At 68.2% G+C, this 15903-nt stretch carries 16 protein-coding genes; 11 read left to right on the top strand and 5 right to left on the bottom strand.

Annotation, left to right across the window (positions count from 1 at the left end; genetic code table 11):
- Positions 1–216: 216 nt before the first annotated feature.
- Together D5S18_RS20460 and D5S18_RS20455 are read left to right on the top strand one after the other, a co-directional pair.
- A complete protein-coding gene (locus tag D5S18_RS20460; protein ID WP_120042648.1) occupies positions 217–498 on the top strand; it encodes a hypothetical protein in 282 nt (93 codons plus the stop codon).
- A 159-nt stretch (positions 499–657) separates the two neighbouring features.
- Entirely contained in the window at positions 658–1074 is a 417-nt protein-coding gene (locus tag D5S18_RS20455; protein ID WP_120042896.1) for an organic hydroperoxide resistance protein, read from the top strand.
- On the opposite strand, the gene D5S18_RS20450 is transcribed toward D5S18_RS20455, so the two are convergent.
- Together D5S18_RS20450 and D5S18_RS20445 are read right to left on the bottom strand one after the other, a co-directional pair.
- Positions 1075–2277 carry a PucR family transcriptional regulator gene (locus D5S18_RS20450; protein WP_120042647.1) on the bottom strand — a complete coding sequence of 401 codons (1203 nt, stop codon included), beginning with the start codon at positions 2275–2277 and terminating at the stop codon, positions 1075–1077. It lies immediately after the preceding gene.
- 168 nt (positions 2278–2445) lie between these two features.
- Positions 2446–2928, bottom strand: a complete 483-nt coding sequence (locus tag D5S18_RS20445) for an Lrp/AsnC family transcriptional regulator (protein ID WP_120042895.1) — start codon at positions 2926–2928, stop codon at positions 2446–2448.
- Positions 2929–3082: 154 nt separating this feature from the next.
- Between D5S18_RS20445 and pdhA the strand changes: the two genes are divergently transcribed.
- The 4 genes from pdhA to D5S18_RS34940 are packed head-to-tail and all read left to right on the top strand — an operon-like array spanning position 3083 to position 6686.
- On the top strand, positions 3083–4204 hold the full coding sequence (gene pdhA, locus D5S18_RS20440) for a pyruvate dehydrogenase (acetyl-transferring) E1 component subunit alpha (protein WP_239003892.1): 1122 nt from the start codon (positions 3083–3085) through the stop codon (positions 4202–4204).
- Positions 4201–5205, top strand: coding sequence for an alpha-ketoacid dehydrogenase subunit beta (locus D5S18_RS20435; RefSeq protein ID WP_120042645.1), 1005 nt, complete (start codon positions 4201–4203; stop codon positions 5203–5205). Before pdhA ends, D5S18_RS20435 begins: the two co-directional genes overlap by 4 nt.
- The gene (locus D5S18_RS20430; protein WP_120042644.1) at positions 5202–6524 is read left to right on the top strand and encodes a dihydrolipoamide acetyltransferase family protein; all 1323 of its coding nucleotides are present in this window, start codon (positions 5202–5204) and stop codon (positions 6522–6524) included. Before D5S18_RS20435 ends, D5S18_RS20430 begins: the two co-directional genes overlap by 4 nt.
- A gap of 24 nt (positions 6525–6548) precedes the next feature.
- Positions 6549–6686: a hypothetical protein gene (locus tag D5S18_RS34940; RefSeq protein WP_158607911.1), complete on the top strand. Its 138-nt coding sequence runs from the start codon at positions 6549–6551 to the stop codon at positions 6684–6686.
- Between the two features lie 22 nt (positions 6687–6708).
- On the opposite strand, the gene D5S18_RS20425 is transcribed toward D5S18_RS34940, so the two are convergent.
- On the bottom strand, positions 6709–7560 hold the full coding sequence (locus D5S18_RS20425; protein ID WP_282434870.1) for a helix-turn-helix domain-containing protein: 852 nt from the start codon (positions 7558–7560) through the stop codon (positions 6709–6711).
- Between the two features lie 257 nt (positions 7561–7817).
- Between D5S18_RS20425 and D5S18_RS20420 the strand changes: the two genes are divergently transcribed.
- On the top strand, positions 7818–9362 hold the full coding sequence (locus tag D5S18_RS20420) for a long-chain-fatty-acid--CoA ligase (protein ID WP_120042642.1): 1545 nt from the start codon (positions 7818–7820) through the stop codon (positions 9360–9362).
- A 95-nt stretch (positions 9363–9457) separates the two neighbouring features.
- Here the strand turns inward: D5S18_RS20420 and paaZ are convergent, their stop codons facing one another.
- On the bottom strand, positions 9458–11470 hold the full coding sequence (paaZ, locus tag D5S18_RS20415) for a phenylacetic acid degradation bifunctional protein PaaZ (RefSeq protein WP_120042894.1): 2013 nt from the start codon (positions 11468–11470) through the stop codon (positions 9458–9460).
- 98 nt (positions 11471–11568) lie between these two features.
- Entirely contained in the window at positions 11569–12183 is a 615-nt protein-coding gene (locus D5S18_RS20410; protein ID WP_120042641.1) for a TetR/AcrR family transcriptional regulator, read from the bottom strand.
- A 107-nt stretch (positions 12184–12290) separates the two neighbouring features.
- On the opposite strand from D5S18_RS20410, the gene D5S18_RS20405 reads away from it, so the two are divergent.
- From D5S18_RS20405 to D5S18_RS20390, 4 genes are read left to right on the top strand one after another with little or no spacing between them, the layout of a single operon-like run.
- Positions 12291–13508 carry a thiolase family protein gene (locus D5S18_RS20405; protein WP_120042640.1) on the top strand — a complete coding sequence of 406 codons (1218 nt, stop codon included), beginning with the start codon at positions 12291–12293 and terminating at the stop codon, positions 13506–13508.
- Positions 13505–14233, top strand: a complete 729-nt coding sequence (locus D5S18_RS20400) for an enoyl-CoA hydratase/isomerase family protein (protein WP_120042639.1) — start codon at positions 13505–13507, stop codon at positions 14231–14233. Before D5S18_RS20405 ends, D5S18_RS20400 begins: the two co-directional genes overlap by 4 nt.
- Complete coding sequence (locus D5S18_RS20395) at positions 14230–15117, top strand: 3-hydroxyacyl-CoA dehydrogenase family protein (RefSeq protein WP_120042638.1); 888 nt, start codon at positions 14230–14232, stop codon at positions 15115–15117. The genes D5S18_RS20400 and D5S18_RS20395 overlap by 4 nt, the downstream gene beginning before the upstream one ends.
- The gene (locus tag D5S18_RS20390) at positions 15114–15896 is read left to right on the top strand and encodes an enoyl-CoA hydratase/isomerase family protein (RefSeq protein ID WP_120042637.1); all 783 of its coding nucleotides are present in this window, start codon (positions 15114–15116) and stop codon (positions 15894–15896) included. Before D5S18_RS20395 ends, D5S18_RS20390 begins: the two co-directional genes overlap by 4 nt.
- The last annotated feature ends 7 nt before the right edge of the window (positions 15897–15903 follow it).

Below are 15903 nucleotides of genomic sequence, written 5' to 3'. Positions count from 1 at the left end.
CGTTTCGGCACCTTAGTGGTGCGGGTCACAACTAGATTGCATTGGGCGCCAATCCGGTGTGTCGGGCTGCTCGCTCGATCTTGGTGCGCTTGAATCTAGGGGTTCAGCGGGTTGTGTCGTGATGATGTGTTCTACCGGCCCGAATGCGGCCGGACGGCTGTCTATTCGAATCTCGGGCATCACCTCAGCATCCGAAAAGGAGCACCGACAGTGAGCATGATTCTGTCCGCGCTGCACGAAACGGTTCTTGCGCAGGTCGGCAATCCGACGCCGGAGGCCCCGCCATTGGCGGACAAGCTGATGCAGATGGGCCGCTACTTCACCTGGATGGTAGAGCTGTCCGGGATTACCGCAATTACCTACGGCGGTGGCCGATTCGCCTGGGAGAAGTGGAATGGCGGCGGATTGCAGTCGCCCAAGATGATCGCGGGCGCCATGGCGGGCGGTGCGGTCGCGACGAGTGCGGGAACGATCATGAACGCCGTCATCGGCAGCTGAGCGCCGTTATCGGCTGAATACTTGGGGCGTCGGGCCGAGTGGCTCGACGCCCTGACATGTGTCTCGCATCACCTGTAATTATATTGTGTGCAATATAATTGCGTACTACTTTGATGGGAGGGCGGGCGCTCGGTCCGTCGAATTCATCGAGGAGTGACCATGCAAGCTCTGTACACCGCCACGGCCACCGCGAGCGGCGCGGGTCGCGCCGGACACGTCGAATCCTCCGACGGTGTGTTGACTCTCGACCTGAGCGTGCCCACCGGACTCGGCGGCGCGGGCGGTGCAGGCACCAATCCCGAACAGCTCTTCGCCGCGGGCTATGCGGCTTGCTTCCACAGCGCGCTGCAGGTGGTGGCCCGGCGCGAGCGGGTGCGGATCGAGGGATCGACGGTGACGGGTGCGGTGTCGATCGGGCAGGTCGGCGCGGGATTCGGACTTGCCGTCACCCTGACGGTGGCGCTGCCCGGTATCGAGCGCGCCGAGGCGGAGAAGTTGGTCGCCACGGCGCACGAGGTGTGCCCGTACTCCAATGCCACGCGCGGGAACATCGAAGTCACCTTGCAGGTGGCGTAGTCAGCGCACGTCGAGCAGGCGCAGGGTCTTCAGGCCAAGGTGCAGGGCCAAGCGATCCTCGCCGCTGGCCAGATCGGTGCCCGTGATCTCCTCGATGCGGCGCAGTCGGTAGTAGAGGCTGCCGCGATGCAGACGCAATCGGTCGGTGGTGCGTTTGATATCACCCGCGTAGTCGAGGAAGCACTCCAGGGTTTCGATGAGGGCGTCGCGATTGCTGTTCTCGCACACCAGAAGTGCTTGCAGGCCCGCGGGCAGACCGCGCTGCAGCCGCTCCGGGCTCAGCTCGGACAGCAGTGCGTAGACACCCAGGTCCTGGTGTCGCACCACGGATCCGAGGGTGCGCACGGCGCGCGCGACCTCGGCCGCCCGGCGCGATTCGGTGTAGGACTCGTGCAGGTCGGCCGGATCGTCGCGGGCCGTCCCGAGGCCGATCCAGCAGTGCGCCCTGCCGCTGTCGCGCAGGACCCGCTCGCGCAGCGCCTCGGCCAGGGTGTCCAGATCGGCGCGGGTCGCCGCATCGTGCAGCGAGACCAGGATCAGGCTGTGGTCGGGGCGGTCGAGGGGGATGGCGTGGCGACGGGGTAATCGGCGCGCGAGTCGATCCGTGCCGACCGCCAGCGCCAACCGATCGCGCTCCCGAATGGTCACCCCGGTCAGCAGAACCGTCAGCACGAGCGCCGGACCGGGCGCGAGCAGGGCTTCCTCCGCGAGTTGGGTGGCGGCGCGGTCGCGCAGTTCGGGCGCGCGGCCGAGCAGATCGCGGACCAGTTCCGATTCCCGCGCGCGGGTCAACCGGTCGCGCAGTTGGCCGCGATGCAGCAGGTCGGCGGCGGCGTCGGCGGCGCTGCGCATCAGGCGCTCCTGCGCCGGACCCACCGCGCCGTCGGAGGCGAGCAACCACACGAAACCGAGCAGCGTCTCGCCGTATCGGATCGGCATCCCGTAGCGGGCCACTTCGACGCCGAGGTCGTCATTGGGTTGCAGGACGAACATGCCCTCGGCCGTGCCCGCGCCGCTCGCGTAGATGTAGGCGACCAGTTCGGGTGGGACCTCGCGGCGCAGAATCGAACCCACCCGCACCGCGTCCACCTCGGCGGCGTGCGCGTTGTAGGCGAGCAGGCGCACCTTGGCGTCATCGATGGCGACGGAGCGGCCGAGTCGTCGGCCCGCGTTGTCCACCAACTGCTGAAGCTCTCCGGACATCGCCGCTCCCTATCTGATTTTGCGGCCTCCCGGTGATCTGCGGAGTTAGACTCCGCTGCCGCCTGCGGCCCCGTCGCTCGGCCGCACGATATCTGATCGTCGGCTTATGGAGACAAATGTCGTTGCCGCTTCCGGTCCCGTGGAAGGTCGAACCCGGCACGAGCAAGGTCAGCGCAGGCCGAGCCAGGCTCCGGGACCGTTCGCCTCGTCGAAGATGAGCCAGGTGCGGGTCGCTCGCACACCTTCCAGACTGTTGAGCTGGTCGAGCACAATATTGCGCAGTGTGTGATTGTCCGGCGCGCGCACCAGCACCAGCACATCGAAATCGCCGCCGACCAGTGCGAAATGCTCCACGAATGGCAGCGTGCGCAGCTGTTTGGCCAGCCCGCGCCACGAATCCTGCTTGATCGACAGCGCGATGAACGCCGACGCCCCCAAACCGGCCCGCTCGTGGGAGATCCGGGTGGTGTACCCGTCGATGATGCCCGCCTCCTGCAACCGCTCGACCCGCACGTAGGCGTGCGCGCGCGAGATGTGCGCGGATTCGGCCAGCGCGCGCATCGAGATCCGGCCGTTGGCAACGAGTTCGCGGATCAGGCGGCGGTCGATATCGTCGAGTTCGTGCGTGAGGGGAGGGGTGCCGGGTGCCATCTGTCCATACCTGCCGATCGAATTCGCGGTGCTCCGAGACGTTTTGCCCGGATCTGCGGCCGAGAGCCACCGATTGTCATGCGAATTCGCGTATTCATCGTCGCATTGCCTCTCGACGGCCAGCATATCCGGCAGATTGCCTTTGGAGGTGCAAGTGCCCCTAGTAGACCGAACCGATACACCGACGTATCGGGAATATCTCCCCGCCGACCAGGCCGTTCAGTACCTCGATCCCGCAGGTGAACCGGTCGCGGCCACCGCCCGCTATCCGCGGCCCACTCCGGACCGGCTCGTCGAGATGTATCGAAAGATGGTGCTGGGCAGGCGCTTCGACCAGCAGGCCACCGCGCTGACCAAACAGGGCCGACTGGCCACCTACCCGTCCTCACGCGGCCAGGAGGCCTGCCAGATCGCGGCCGCGATGTGCCTGGCGCCCACCGACTGGCTGTTCCCGACCTATCGGGACACCGTCGCCATCGCGGCGCGCGGACTCGACCCGGTCGATCTGCTCGGGCTGCTCGCCGGGGATTGGCACTGCGGCTACGATGCCGCCGCCTATCGGACCGCTCCCCAATGCACCCCGCTGGCCACCCAACTCCCGCACGCCGCCGGACTTGCCCACGCCGAACGGCGTCGCGGCCGCGACACGGTGGTGCTCGCGCTGTGCGGCGACGGTGCGACCAGCGAGGGCGATTTCCACGAGGCGCTCAACTTCGCGGCGGTCTTCCGCGCACCGGTGGTGTTCCTGGTGCAGAACAACGGGTTCGCCATCAGCGTGCCGCTGGCGCGGCAGAGTGTGGCGCCCTCGCTGGCGCACAAGGGTGTCGGCTACGGGATCGGGTCCGAACAGGTGGACGGCAACGATCCGGTCGCCATGCTCGCCGTGCTGGACGCCGCCGTCGAATACGCCAGGGCGGGGCGGGGTCCCGTCATCGTGGAGGCGCACACCTATCGCATCGATGCGCACACCAACGCCGATGACGCCTCCCGCTACCGGGATTCGAGCGAGGTGCAGACCTGGCTCGCCCGCGATCCCCTCGCGCGACTCGAAACCTATTTGCGCGCCGCGGATCTGCTCGACGACAGTGCCGTCGAGCGGATCCGCGCGGAATCGGAGACCGCGGCCGCGACACTGCGCGAGCGGATGAACGCCGACCGCCCCACCGACCCCGACGACCTGTTCCGGCACGTCTACGCCACCGCCACACCGCAATTGCGCGAACAGGCCGCACAGGTCGCCGCCGAACTGGCCGCCGAATCCGAGGAGATCCGATGACCGTGCTGACCATGGCGCAGGCCCTCAATCACGCCCTGCGCGACGCGATGGCCGCCGATGAGAATGTGCTCGTCTTCGGCGAGGATGTCGGCGCACTGGGCGGGGTGTTCCGGGTAACGGACGGGCTCACCGCGCATTTCGGCGAGAGCCGCTGCTTCGACACGCCGCTGGCCGAATCCGGCATCGTCGGCTTCGCCATCGGGATGGCGATGGGCGGCTATCGGCCGGTCATCGAGATGCAGTTCGACGCGTTCGCCTACCCGGCCTTCGAGCAGATCGTGTCCCATGTGGCCAAGATCCGCAATCGCACGCGGGGCGCGCTGACCGTGCCCATGGTGATCCGGATTCCCTACGCGGGCGGCATCGGTGGCGTGGAGCACCACTGTGACTCCAGCGAGGGGTACTACGCGCACACGCCGGGACTCAAGGTGGTCACGCCCGCCACCGTCGGTGACGCCTACAGTCTGCTGCGCGCGGCCATCGAGGATCCGGATCCGGTGATCTTCCTCGAACCCAAACGCCTGTACCACGTTCGCGCCGAGACCGACCTCGCGCCCGGCGCGCCGCTCGGACGGGCCGCCGTACTGCGTCCCGGTCGGGACGCGACCCTCGTCGCCTATGGGCCGTCGGTCGCCATCGCCCTGGAGACGGCATCGGCGGCCGCCGCCGACGGGCGCGATATCGAGGTGATCGACCTGCGGTCCATCGTGCCGTTCGATGACGAGACGGTGACCGCGTCGGTCCGCAAGACCGGGCGCTGCCTGGTGATCCAGGAATCCCAAGGGTTCGCGGGGGTGGGTGCCGAGATCGCGGCGCGAGTTCAGGAACGGTGCTTCCATCATCTGCTCGCCCCGGTGCTTCGCGTCGGCGGATTCGATATCCCCTATCCCGCGCCGAGACTCGAAAGGCTCTATTTGCCGAGCGTAGACCGGGTACTGGACTATCTGGACCGGCTCCAGTGGAATGACGCGCCCGATACCCGCTGGGCGGTGACGGCATGAGTGTCGATCAGGTATTCACCCTGCCCGATCTGGGTGAAGGGCTCACCGAAGCGGTGGTCTTGGAATGGCTTGTCGCCGTAGGGGATACGGTGGAGGTCGATCAGATGGTCGTCGAGGTCGAGACGGCCAAGGCGGCGGTGGAGGTGCCGATTCCGTTCGCGGGCACCGTAGTCGCGCTGCACGCGGCCGCGGACGAGACATTGGCCGTGGGTTCGGCCTTGATCACCATCGGGAGTTCCGATGGCGGGAATTCATCGGGTGCGGCGGATGCCGAGAGTGCGGTTCGCGAAGCCGGATTCGAGCGGCATCGCGAAGAGGAGCGGGCCGGGTCCGGGAATGTGCTGATCGGATTCGGCACGAGCACCGAGGTGCGCAAGCGGCGACGCCGGGTTCAGGTGGTCGACGGGGGAGCGGCCGGTGTTCCCGACCGGTCCGCGTCGCGGGTGATTTCGCCTTTCGTGCGGAAGTTGGCTCGCGAGAGCGGAGTCGAGTTGGATTCGGTGGTCGGCACCGGCGCCGGTGGTGTCATCACCCGTGCCGATGTGGACGGCGTTCGCGCGGGTGTGGTTGGGATGGAACGGGATTCGGTCGCCCGCACTGTCGCGGGAGCCGGTTCGGCGAATGGCGTGGTGCGCATCCCGTTGACCGGCGTGCGAAAGGCGATCGCCGACAAGCTCGCCACGAGCAGGCGCGAGATTCCGGACGCCACCACCTGGGTGGATCTCGACGCGACGGAACTGCTGCGCACGCGCGCGACGATCAATGCGACGCTGCCCGAGGGGGAACGGATCGGCCTGCTCCCGCTGATCGCACGCCTGATGGTGGCGGCGCTGCGCCGATATCCGGACCTGAACGCCACGGTGGACACCGCGCGCGCGGAAATCGTCCGATACGACCACGTGCACCTGGGCTTCGCCGCCCAGACCCCGCGCGGACTCGTCGTTCCGGTGATCGATCACGCCGACTCCCTGACAACCGTCGAACTCGCGGCACGGTTGCGCGAGACCACCGAACTGGCCCGCGCGGGCAAACTCCCACCCGCCAGGCTCACCGGCGGCACCATAACCCTCAACAACTACGGCGTTTTCGGCGTCGACGGTTCGACCCCGATCATCAACCATCCCGAGGCCGCACTCCTCGGCATCGGACGGATCATCGATCGCCCTTGGGCCCTCGACGGAGAACTGGTGCTGCGCAAGGTCACCCAGGTCTCGTTGACCTTCGACCACCGCGTCTGCGACGGCGGAACAGCAGGTGGCTTCCTACGCCTGTTCGCGGACTATCTGGAACACCCGATCACAGCACTGGGCCGAATGTGATTCCCGGCCACGACCTTGTCGTGCGTGGGCATGCTGAACCCAAACGGCGCGGACGTCGACGCGTCCACCGACGATGCCTATGACTTCGTAATTGCTGTCGCGACAGGTGAACTCGATGAGGTGAAGGTCATTGCCGAACAGCTCGAGCGATGGTTGGTCTGATCAGGCGACCGCTCGGAGCGGGTCAGGGATCTTCGCGCAGTAGGGATTCGAGCAGGGTGCGGGAGTGGGTCGGGGTGGGGGCGAGGGTGGAGATGTGGTTGGCGAGGTATTGGAATTGGGGGAGCAGGGTGGTGGTGGACAGGTAGTGGGTGCCGGTGAGTTGGTGCAGGCAGACCACATCGGGCATATCCGGATCGCGGAAGCGCAGGATGGTGAACGAGTTCGCGCAGAAGGCGGGCACGTGGGCGTCGTCGGGGATGATCTGGATGATGATGTGGCGCAGTCGGGTCAGGTCGATGAGTTCGGCGATCTGCGCGCGCCACACCGCGGTTCCGCCGATGCGGCGGCGCAGGGCGGAATCCTCGATCATCAACCACACCGTGGGCGGGGCCGCGCCGAGGACGGCCGCGCGGCGTTCCAGGCGCAGGGTGTGGGCCTGCTCGACCTCGCCCGGCCTCCCGAGATGTTTGGTGAGTTCCGAAGCGGCGCAGGCGTACTGCTCGGTTTGCAGGATATCGGGGACGCAGCGATGCTCATAGCGACGCAGCGTCGCCACTGAGCCGAAATCGAGCAGCGCGTCCAGTCCGCTCTCGGGCGAATCCTCCTCGGTGAAACCCCGGATCGCATTGACCTGGCGCACCCACGTCAGGTACTGCGCCTGCTCGGATTCGGGCACGTGATAGAGCCGCAGCAGATTTCGGGCATCGGTCTCGGTGATGCTGGTGAGTCCGGTCTCCAGGCGGCTGATTTTGGAGGCCGAGGCGTAGATGGCCGCGCCCGCCGCCTGCTGCTTGATGTCGAGATCCTGGCGCATCCGGCGCAGGCGAGCACCCAGCAACAGGTGCAAAACAGTTGTCCTGTCGGTGTTTTGCACGCGCCCGGCGGGCAAGAGCCGCCCTGGACCCGCATTCTGCGCAGCTGGCACCTCCAAATTCTGACACGTCCGGCCCGCCTGCCGAAAGTGCTGGCGATGCACTTGCAAATGTACTTACAGATGGCTGCGGTGCGAGCGGGATTCGCGAATTCGACCGGCGGTCGGGCGGTGGCGTGTTGGAATTCCGTTGACGCGACACAGGTGTCGCGGACGCGCCGCAAGCAGGCGCGGAGTTCGGCCGGTTGGAGGAAACACCGATGTATCTCACCCAGTCGCTGCATCGTGCGCGGCAGCAGAATCCGGATCGGATCGCGACGATCTGCGGTGCGCGGGTCCGCACGGTAGGGGAGTCGGTGGATCGGATCGCGCGGTTCGGGGGAGCGCTGCGCGAATTGGGGGTGGGTGCGGGGGATCGGGTGGCCTACCTCGGCCTCAATTCGGACCGGTACCACGAATACCTGTTCGCCGTGCCGTGGATCGGTGGCGTGGTCAATCCCGTCAATACCCGGTGGTCCGCGGCCGAGATCGCGTACTCGCTCATCGATTCGGCGACCGAGGTGCTGCTGGTGGACGACGCGTTCATCGACAAGGCGCCCGCACTGCGGGATCGGGTCCCGCACCTGTCGACGGTGATCCACACGGGCGATGGACCGCTACCCGACGGCGCATTGAGCTATGAGGACCTGATCGACGGCACACCGCCGGTCCCGGATACCCGCACCGGCGGTGACGCACTGCTCGGCCTGTTCTATACCGGCGGCACCACCGGCGAACCCAAGGGTGTGATGATCAGTCACACCAATCTCGTCACCTCGGGCCTCGGCGCGCTCTCGACGGGATTCACCGCGACGCCCGGCGGTCGGGTCCTGCACGCGGCCCCGATGTTCCATATGGCCGATATCGCCATGTGGACCATCGGAAATCTGGCGGGCTCGACCCACGTCATGATCCCGTCCTTCACCGCGGCGGCCGCACTCGAGGCCATGGCGGCGCATCGCGTCACCGATACGCTGCTGGTGCCGACCATGATTCAGATGCTGGTGGATTTCGCTTCCGGGGGCACTGCCGCAGGCATCGAGCACGACACCGGCAGCATGCGGCATTTCCTCTATGGCGCGTCACCGATCTCGGAGACGGTGCTCGAACGCGCCCGCGCGCTGTTCCCGGCCGCCGAATTCGCGCAGGCGTACGGGATGACGGAGCTGTCGCCGATCACGACCCTGCTGTCCCCGTCCGATCACGACGAGCCCGCGCTGCGCCGGGCCGCCGGGCGCGCGGTGCCGCACGCCGAGGTCCGCGTGGTGGACGACGCGGATATCGAGGTGCCGCGCGGCACCGTGGGCGAAATCGTCGCGCGCGGCGACCACGTGATGCTCGGCTACTGGAACAAACCGGAGGACTCGCGGCGCGCCCTGCGCGGCGGCTGGATGCACACCGGCGACGGCGGATTCATGGATGAGCGCGGCTACGTGTTCGTGGTGGACCGGATCAAGGACATGATCATCACCGGCGGGGAGAACGTCTACTCCATCGAGGTGGAGAACGCGCTGGCCAAACATCCGGCGGTGGCCGCGTGCGCGGTGATCGGCCTGCCGGACGATCGGTGGGGCGAGCGCGTGCACGCGGTCGTCGTCCCCAAATCCGGTGTGCGAGTGGAGATCGAGGAGTTGCGCGCGCACTGCAAGGATCTCATCGCGGGATACAAGGTGCCGCGCAGTATGGATCTCGCCGAATCGCTGCCGCTGTCGGGCGCCGGGAAGATCCTCAAACGTGAACTGCGCGACCGGCTTTCCAACGTTTAGCAGGCGCCGCGGCCCAAAATCTCGCGCACGGCCGGAGCGAAGGCGGAGTACGCCCGGCGCGTCGGGGGTGCGGTGGGCACCGCACCCCCGATCGCTCAGGACTTGGCCACCAGCGTCAGCACGTCGTAGGTCGCGACCGGGTCGCCATCCTGGTTGGTGACGACGGTGTCCCAGCGGACCTCGCCGTAGTCGGCGCTCGCGCGCGGGGTGATCGCCTTGGCGGTCAGGGTGACGCTGAGGCTGTCGTCCACCTTGACCGGGGTGCGGAAGCGCAGGTTGTCCACGCCGAAATTGGCGAGCACCGGACCCGGCGCCGGATCGACGAACAGGCCCGCCGCCAGCGAGACCACGAGGTAGCCGTGCGCCACGATGCCCCCGAAGAGCGGATTGGCCGCCGCGGCAACGGGATCGGTGTGGGCGTAGAAGGTGTCGCCGGTGAACTCGGCGAAGTGATCGATATCGGCGCCGGTGACCTGGCGCGGGCCGGACCGGATGGTATCGCCGATGCGCAACTGCACCAGGCTCTTTCGGAACGGGTGCACGCCGTCCTCGGCCTGTGCCGAGCCGGTGACCCAGCGTCCGCCGATGGCGGTCAACATATTCGGCGAGGCCTGAACGGCGGTGCGCTGCATGTGGTGCAGCACGCCGCGAATGCCGCCGAGTTCCTCGCCGCCGCCCGCGCGGCCCGGACCGCCGTGCACCAGCACCGGCAGCGGTGAGCCGTGTCCGGTCGACTCCTTGGCGTCCTCGCTGTTCAGCACCAAGACCCGGCCGTGGTAGGGGGCAAGTCCGAGAACGATTTCGCGCGCCACGGTCGGGTCGGCGGTGACCAGCGAGGCCACCAGGCTGCCCTGTCCGCGGGCGGTCAGTTCGATCGCGTGGGCGGTGTCGCGGTAGCCGATGACGGTGGCGACGGGACCGAATGCCTCGATCTCGTGCGGTTCGGCCGCGTCGGAACTGTTGCAGCGCAGCAGGATCGGCGAGAGGAATGCGCCGGGTCCCTCGGGGGCCTGCGCCGAGCCGACGACAATGCTGCTGCTCGTCTCGAGCGCTCGCACCGCTTTGAGCACCTCGTCGCGCTGACCCGTGCTCGCCAGTGCGCCCATGGTGACGCCCTCGGCGCCCGGCGTGCCGACGAGCACCTTGTCCAGCCGCGCCCGCACCGCCTCGATCACCGGCTCGACCAGCGCTTCGGGCACCAGCGCCCGCCGGATGGCGGTGCACTTCTGGCCCGCCTTCGCGGTCATCTCGGTAACCAGTTGGCGCACATAGAGATCGAACTCCGGTGCTTCGGCGGTGAGGTCGGCGCCGAGGATGGAGGCATTGAGCGAATCGGCCTCGGCGGTCATGCGCACGCTGTTGCGCACGATCGCGGGATGGGCGCGCAGCAGTGCGGCGGTGTGCGCGGACCCGGTGAACAGCAGTGAATCCTGTCCGCCGAGGTGATCGAGCAGATCGCCGACGCCGCCGCAGATGAGCTGCACCGATCCTTCGGGCAGCACGCCGGATTCGATAATGCGCCGGAAGACCAGTTCGGTGAGATACGCGGTGGGGCTGGCGGGTTTGACGATGGTCGGCACGCCCGCGAGGAAGGCGGGGGCCAACTTCTCCAGGAAACCCCAGACCGGGAAGTTGAACGCGTTGATCTGCACCGCCACCCCGCGCCGCGAGGTGTAGAGGTGCTGGCCGACGAAGGTGCCGCGCTTGCCGAGCGGTTCGACGGCGCCGTCGAGATACACGGTGTCATTGGGCAATTCGCGCTTGGCGCGGCTGGCGTAGCTGAGCAGGGTGCCCGCACCGCCGTCGATATCGATGCCGGAGTCGCGGTCGGTGGCGCCGGTGCGGCGGGATTCGGCGTAGAACTCCTCTTTCTGTGCCAGCAGCGCGAGGCCGAGTGTTTTGAGGAGGGCGGCGCGCTCGTGGAAGGTGAGCCGCGCCAGCGCGGGTCCGCCGACGGTGCGCGCGTAGTCGAGCGCGGCGGCGAAGTCGATGCCCGTCGAGGAGATTCGGGCGACCTCGCCGCCGTCCACTGCGCCGAGTATCGGCGTGCCGCTGTCCGGCGGCGTATGCCACCCTCCGCGCACATAGCTCTGCAACAGCCTGCTCACGATATCTCCCATCTACCGTCCATTCGGTCGGTAATTACCATCGCTCCCACTCTAGCGAGTGTCAAGCGGCATAGGGGTAGGAGTTCGGTGAACCGGGGTCAGCGAACTCGCGTGCGCAAACCGTCGAAGGTCATATGCGCGACGGCGTCGGCGAGTTGGTCGACCGAGGTGTCCCCGCGCGGCCGATACCACTCGGTAATGGAGTTGACCATGCCGAACATCAGCCTGCTGATCAGGGCGGGGTCGATATCCGGGCGCAGATCGCCCTCCTCGACCGCCGCCGTCACCAGTCGGGTGACGATCTCGTCGAATTCGCGCCTGCGGGCCAGGGCGCGCCGCTCCACCGCGCTGTTTCCGCGCACCCGCAGCAGCAGCGTTACGTAGGGCAGTTCGGTGGCGAGCACCCGCACGCTGCGTCGGACCAGGTGTTCGAGCCGGTCGATGTATCGGCCGGAGGTCACCTCGAGTTCGGTTGTGACCCCGAACAATCCGTTCAGCGCCCGTCCCAGCGCCAGGTCCAGCAACTCCTCCTTCCCGGAAACGTGGTGGTAGATGGAGGATTTGGTGATCCCGAGCCGCTGGGCCAGCGCCTCCATGCTCGTACCCTCGTAGCCCTTCTCGTTGAACACCTTGACGGCGACCGAGAGCAGGGAGTCGAGGTCGTAGCCCGGCCTGCCGGGGCCCGATCGCGCGGTGGTGCGGGGAGAACTCATCGGACCATCTTGTCAGTTTCCGGCGAACTTGCGGCAGTCTCCTCTCCCGCACTTGATTACCGACCGAACATTCGGTAATTATGGAGGGAGACGACAGGAGTGTGCGAGTGCGTGAGGTCTATCTGGTCGACGGGGCGCGGACGCCCCTCGCCCGCTACGGTGGTGCGCTGGCCGAGGTGCGGCCCGACGATATGGCGGCCCTGGTCATCCGGGAGGCGGTGCGCCGGAGCGGAATTCCCGCCGACGCGGTGGACGAGGTGATTCTCGGCGCGGCCAATCAGGCGGGCGAGGACAATCGCAATGTCGCGCGCATGGCGACGCTGTTGGCCGGACTTCCGGACAGCGTGCCGGGGTTCACCGTCAATCGGTTGTGCGCGAGCGGGCTCACCGCGCTGGCCACGGGCGCGGCCATGATTCGCGGCGGCGAGGCCGATCTGATCGTGGCGGGCGGTGTGGAATCGATGACGCGCGCGCCGTGGGTCATGGCCAAACCCGGTGCGCCGTGGGCGAAACCGGGTGAAGTGGCAGATACCGCCCTGGGGTGGCGGTTCACCAATCCGAAGTTCACCGCCGCCGATGCTTGCGTGCGCGACGCGCCGCCCGAGGTGCGCAAAGTCACCTTGACGATGGGGGAGACCGCCGAGGAAGTCGCGGTCGCCGAGGGCGTCACCCGCGCCGAGAGCGACGAGTTCGCGCTGCGCAGCCAGCAGCGCGCGGCCGCGGCCATGGATGCCGGGCACTTTCGCGCGGATATCGTGCCGGTCCCGGTGCGCGGCGGCGAATTCGTCGCCGACGAGACGGTGCGGCGCGCGACGACCGCCGAGAAGTTGGCCGCGTTGCGTCCGGTCTTCCGGGCGAACGGCATTGTCACGGCCGGATCCTCCTCGCCGCTCTCGGATGGCGCCGCCGCGTTGGTGCTCGCGAGCGGCGAGGCGGTTCGCACGCACGGACTCACGGTGCGCGGTCGCATCGTCGCCGCGGCGAATGCCGGTGTGCCACCGAACATCATGGGCCTCGGTCCGGTGCCGGCGACCCGGAAGGTGTTGGCCAGGGCGGGCTGGTCGATGGACGACGTCGGCGCGATCGAACTGAACGAAGCGTTCGCCGCCCAATCGCTCGGTGTCATGCGGCAATTGAAGCTCGACCCGGATCTGGTCAATGCCGATGGCGGCGCCATCGCGCTCGGACATCCGCTCGGCTGCTCGGGTGCGCGGATCGTGCTGACCCTGCTGGGTCGGATGCGGCGCGAGGGCGCGCGGCGCGGACTCGCCACGCTGTGCGTCGGTGTGGGCCAGGGGGTCGCGATGCTGGTGGAGGCGCCGTGACCGGCTTCACCACCATCGAGGTGAGCGAACTGGCGGACCGCACGGTGGTCGTGCTGGATCGGCCCGCCCGCCGCAATGCCATCGACGCCGCGATGATCGGCGAATTGCACGAGGTCTGCGCGCGATTGGAGCGCGATCCCAAGCCGCTGCTGCTCACCGGACGCGGCGAACACTTCGCGGGCGGTGCGGATATCGCCGAATTGCGCGCACGCGGGGTCCCGGAGGCACTGGCGGGCATCAACCGGCGACTGTTCGATCGGGTGGCCGCGCTGCCGCAACCCACCGTGGCGGCGGTGAGCGGGTGCGCGTTCGGCGGCGGCGCGGAACTGGCATACGCCTGCGACCTCCGAATCGCCACGACCACCGCCGTATTCGCCAATCCGGAACCGGGACTCGGCATCATGGCCGCAGCGGGCGCGAGCTACCGGCTGGCCGAGCTGGTCGGCGCCTCGATCGCCAAACAGGTGCTGCTCGCCGGGATTCGACTCGATGCCGCGCGGGCGCTCGGCTGCGGTCTGGTGCTGGAGGTGGTGCCCGAGGGTGCGCACATCGCCGCCGCGAACGCCGTCATCGACCGAATGCTCCGTCAGTCCCCGCTGGCCTTGCGACTGAGCAAACTCGTCGCCGACGGCGGGCGCGCCGATGACATCGCCCAGGCGGTGCTGTTCGACAGCGCCGAGAAGTACGAGCGGATGACCGCCTTCCTGGAGAAGGGAAAACGATGACGGACAAGGTGATTCCGGCTGCGGTCGGGGTGATCGGCGGCGGCCGGATGGGCGCGGGTATCGCGCAGGTCTTCGCCACCCTCGGCAGCGTCGTGCGCATCGCCGAACCCGCCGAACCCGCCGATCCCGATGCGGCCCGCGAGCGGGTCCGGCGCGGTCTGCGCGCCTCCGCTGCGCGAAATACGGTGGATCCGGCCGAGATCGACGCCATCATGGGGCGCGTCGCGGTGGTGGGCGATATCGCCGAGCTGACTGCCGAGCTGGACCTGGTGGTGGAGGCGGTGCCCGAGGACGCCCGGCTCAAGGCCGAGGTGCTCGCCGCCGCCGAACGGGTCGTCGGCCCGCGGACCGTGCTGGCCTCGAACACCAGCTCGCTGTCCATCGCCGAACTCGGTGCGGTGCTGAAGGATTCGAGCCGGTTCCTCGGCACCCACTTCTTCAACCCGGTTCCGGCCTCGGCACTGGTCGAGATCGTGCGCGCACCCGAGACCGCACCCGAAGTGGTGCTGCGGGTGCGCGACTGGGTGGCCGCCCTCGGCAAGGGAGAGGTCTTGGTCGAGGACGCACCGGGATTCGCCACCAGCCGACTGGGTGTCTGCCTCGGTCTGGAGGCCATCCGGATGCTGGAGGAGGGCGTCGCCGACGCCGAATCCATCGACCGGGCCATGGAATTGGGCTATCGGCACGCGATGGGACCGCTGCGTTCCACCGATTTGGTCGGCCTGGATGTGCGGCTGGCCATCGCCGAGCACCTGGCCGCGACGCTCGGCCCGCGCTTCGAGCCGCCGCAATTGCTGCGGGACAAGGTCGCCCGAGGGGAACTGGGCCGCAAGAGCGGTCGCGGCTTCCACGAGTGGGCGGACGCGACGAAAGGAACCCGATGAGCGCCACCGTATCCCTTGCCCGCGCCGACGGCCTCGCCGAACTGGCGTTGTCGCGGCCCGCCGCCTCCAATGCGCTGGACCGGGCGCTGAAGGAGGAATTGCTCGCCGCGGTCGGGGAATTGGCCTCCGACCCGACCGTGCGCGCGGTGCTGCTGCGCGCCGAGGGCAAGAACTTCTGCGTCGGCCAGGACCTCGCCGAGCACAGCGCGGCGCTGGACGCCGATCCGAGCACCGCCATGAGCACCGTTGGGGCGCACTACAATCCACTTATCGCGGCCGTCTCGGCCCTCGAGGTGCCGGTGGTCGTCGCCATCCAGGGCGGGTGCGTGGGGGCGGGTCTCGGCTTGGCGCTGGCGGGTGATATCCGGATCGCCGGTGCGGGAGCGAAATTCGCCACCGCCTTCACCGGGATCGCTCTGGCCAGCGACTCCGGGCTGAGCTACTCGCTGGTCCGCTCGCTCGGCCTGTCCCGCGCCACCGGGCTCATGCTGCTCGGCGACCGCCTCACCGCCGCGCAGGCCGGTGAGCTCGGACTGGTGCACCGCGTGGTCGACGACGCCGAACTGGAATCGGCCGCACGCGATCTCGCGCAGCAGCTGGCCTCCGGCCCGACGGCGGCCTACCGCGAGGTCAAGCGGCTGCTCGCGGCGCAGGCGCCGCTGGCCGAGACGCTGGAGCGTGAGCGCGTCGCCCAGGAATTCCTGGGAGCCGGCGCCGATCACCGCGCCGCCGTCACGGCCTTCCTCACCAAATCCACCCCCGTGTTCACAGGCCACTGAAGGACGA

This window comes from Nocardia panacis, from assembly GCF_003598715.1.
Taxonomy (GTDB): Bacteria; Actinomycetota; Actinomycetes; order Mycobacteriales; family Mycobacteriaceae; genus Nocardia; species Nocardia panacis.
The sequence above is the reverse complement of the archived record's forward strand: the minus strand, read 5'-3'. Positions and strand labels throughout refer to the sequence as shown.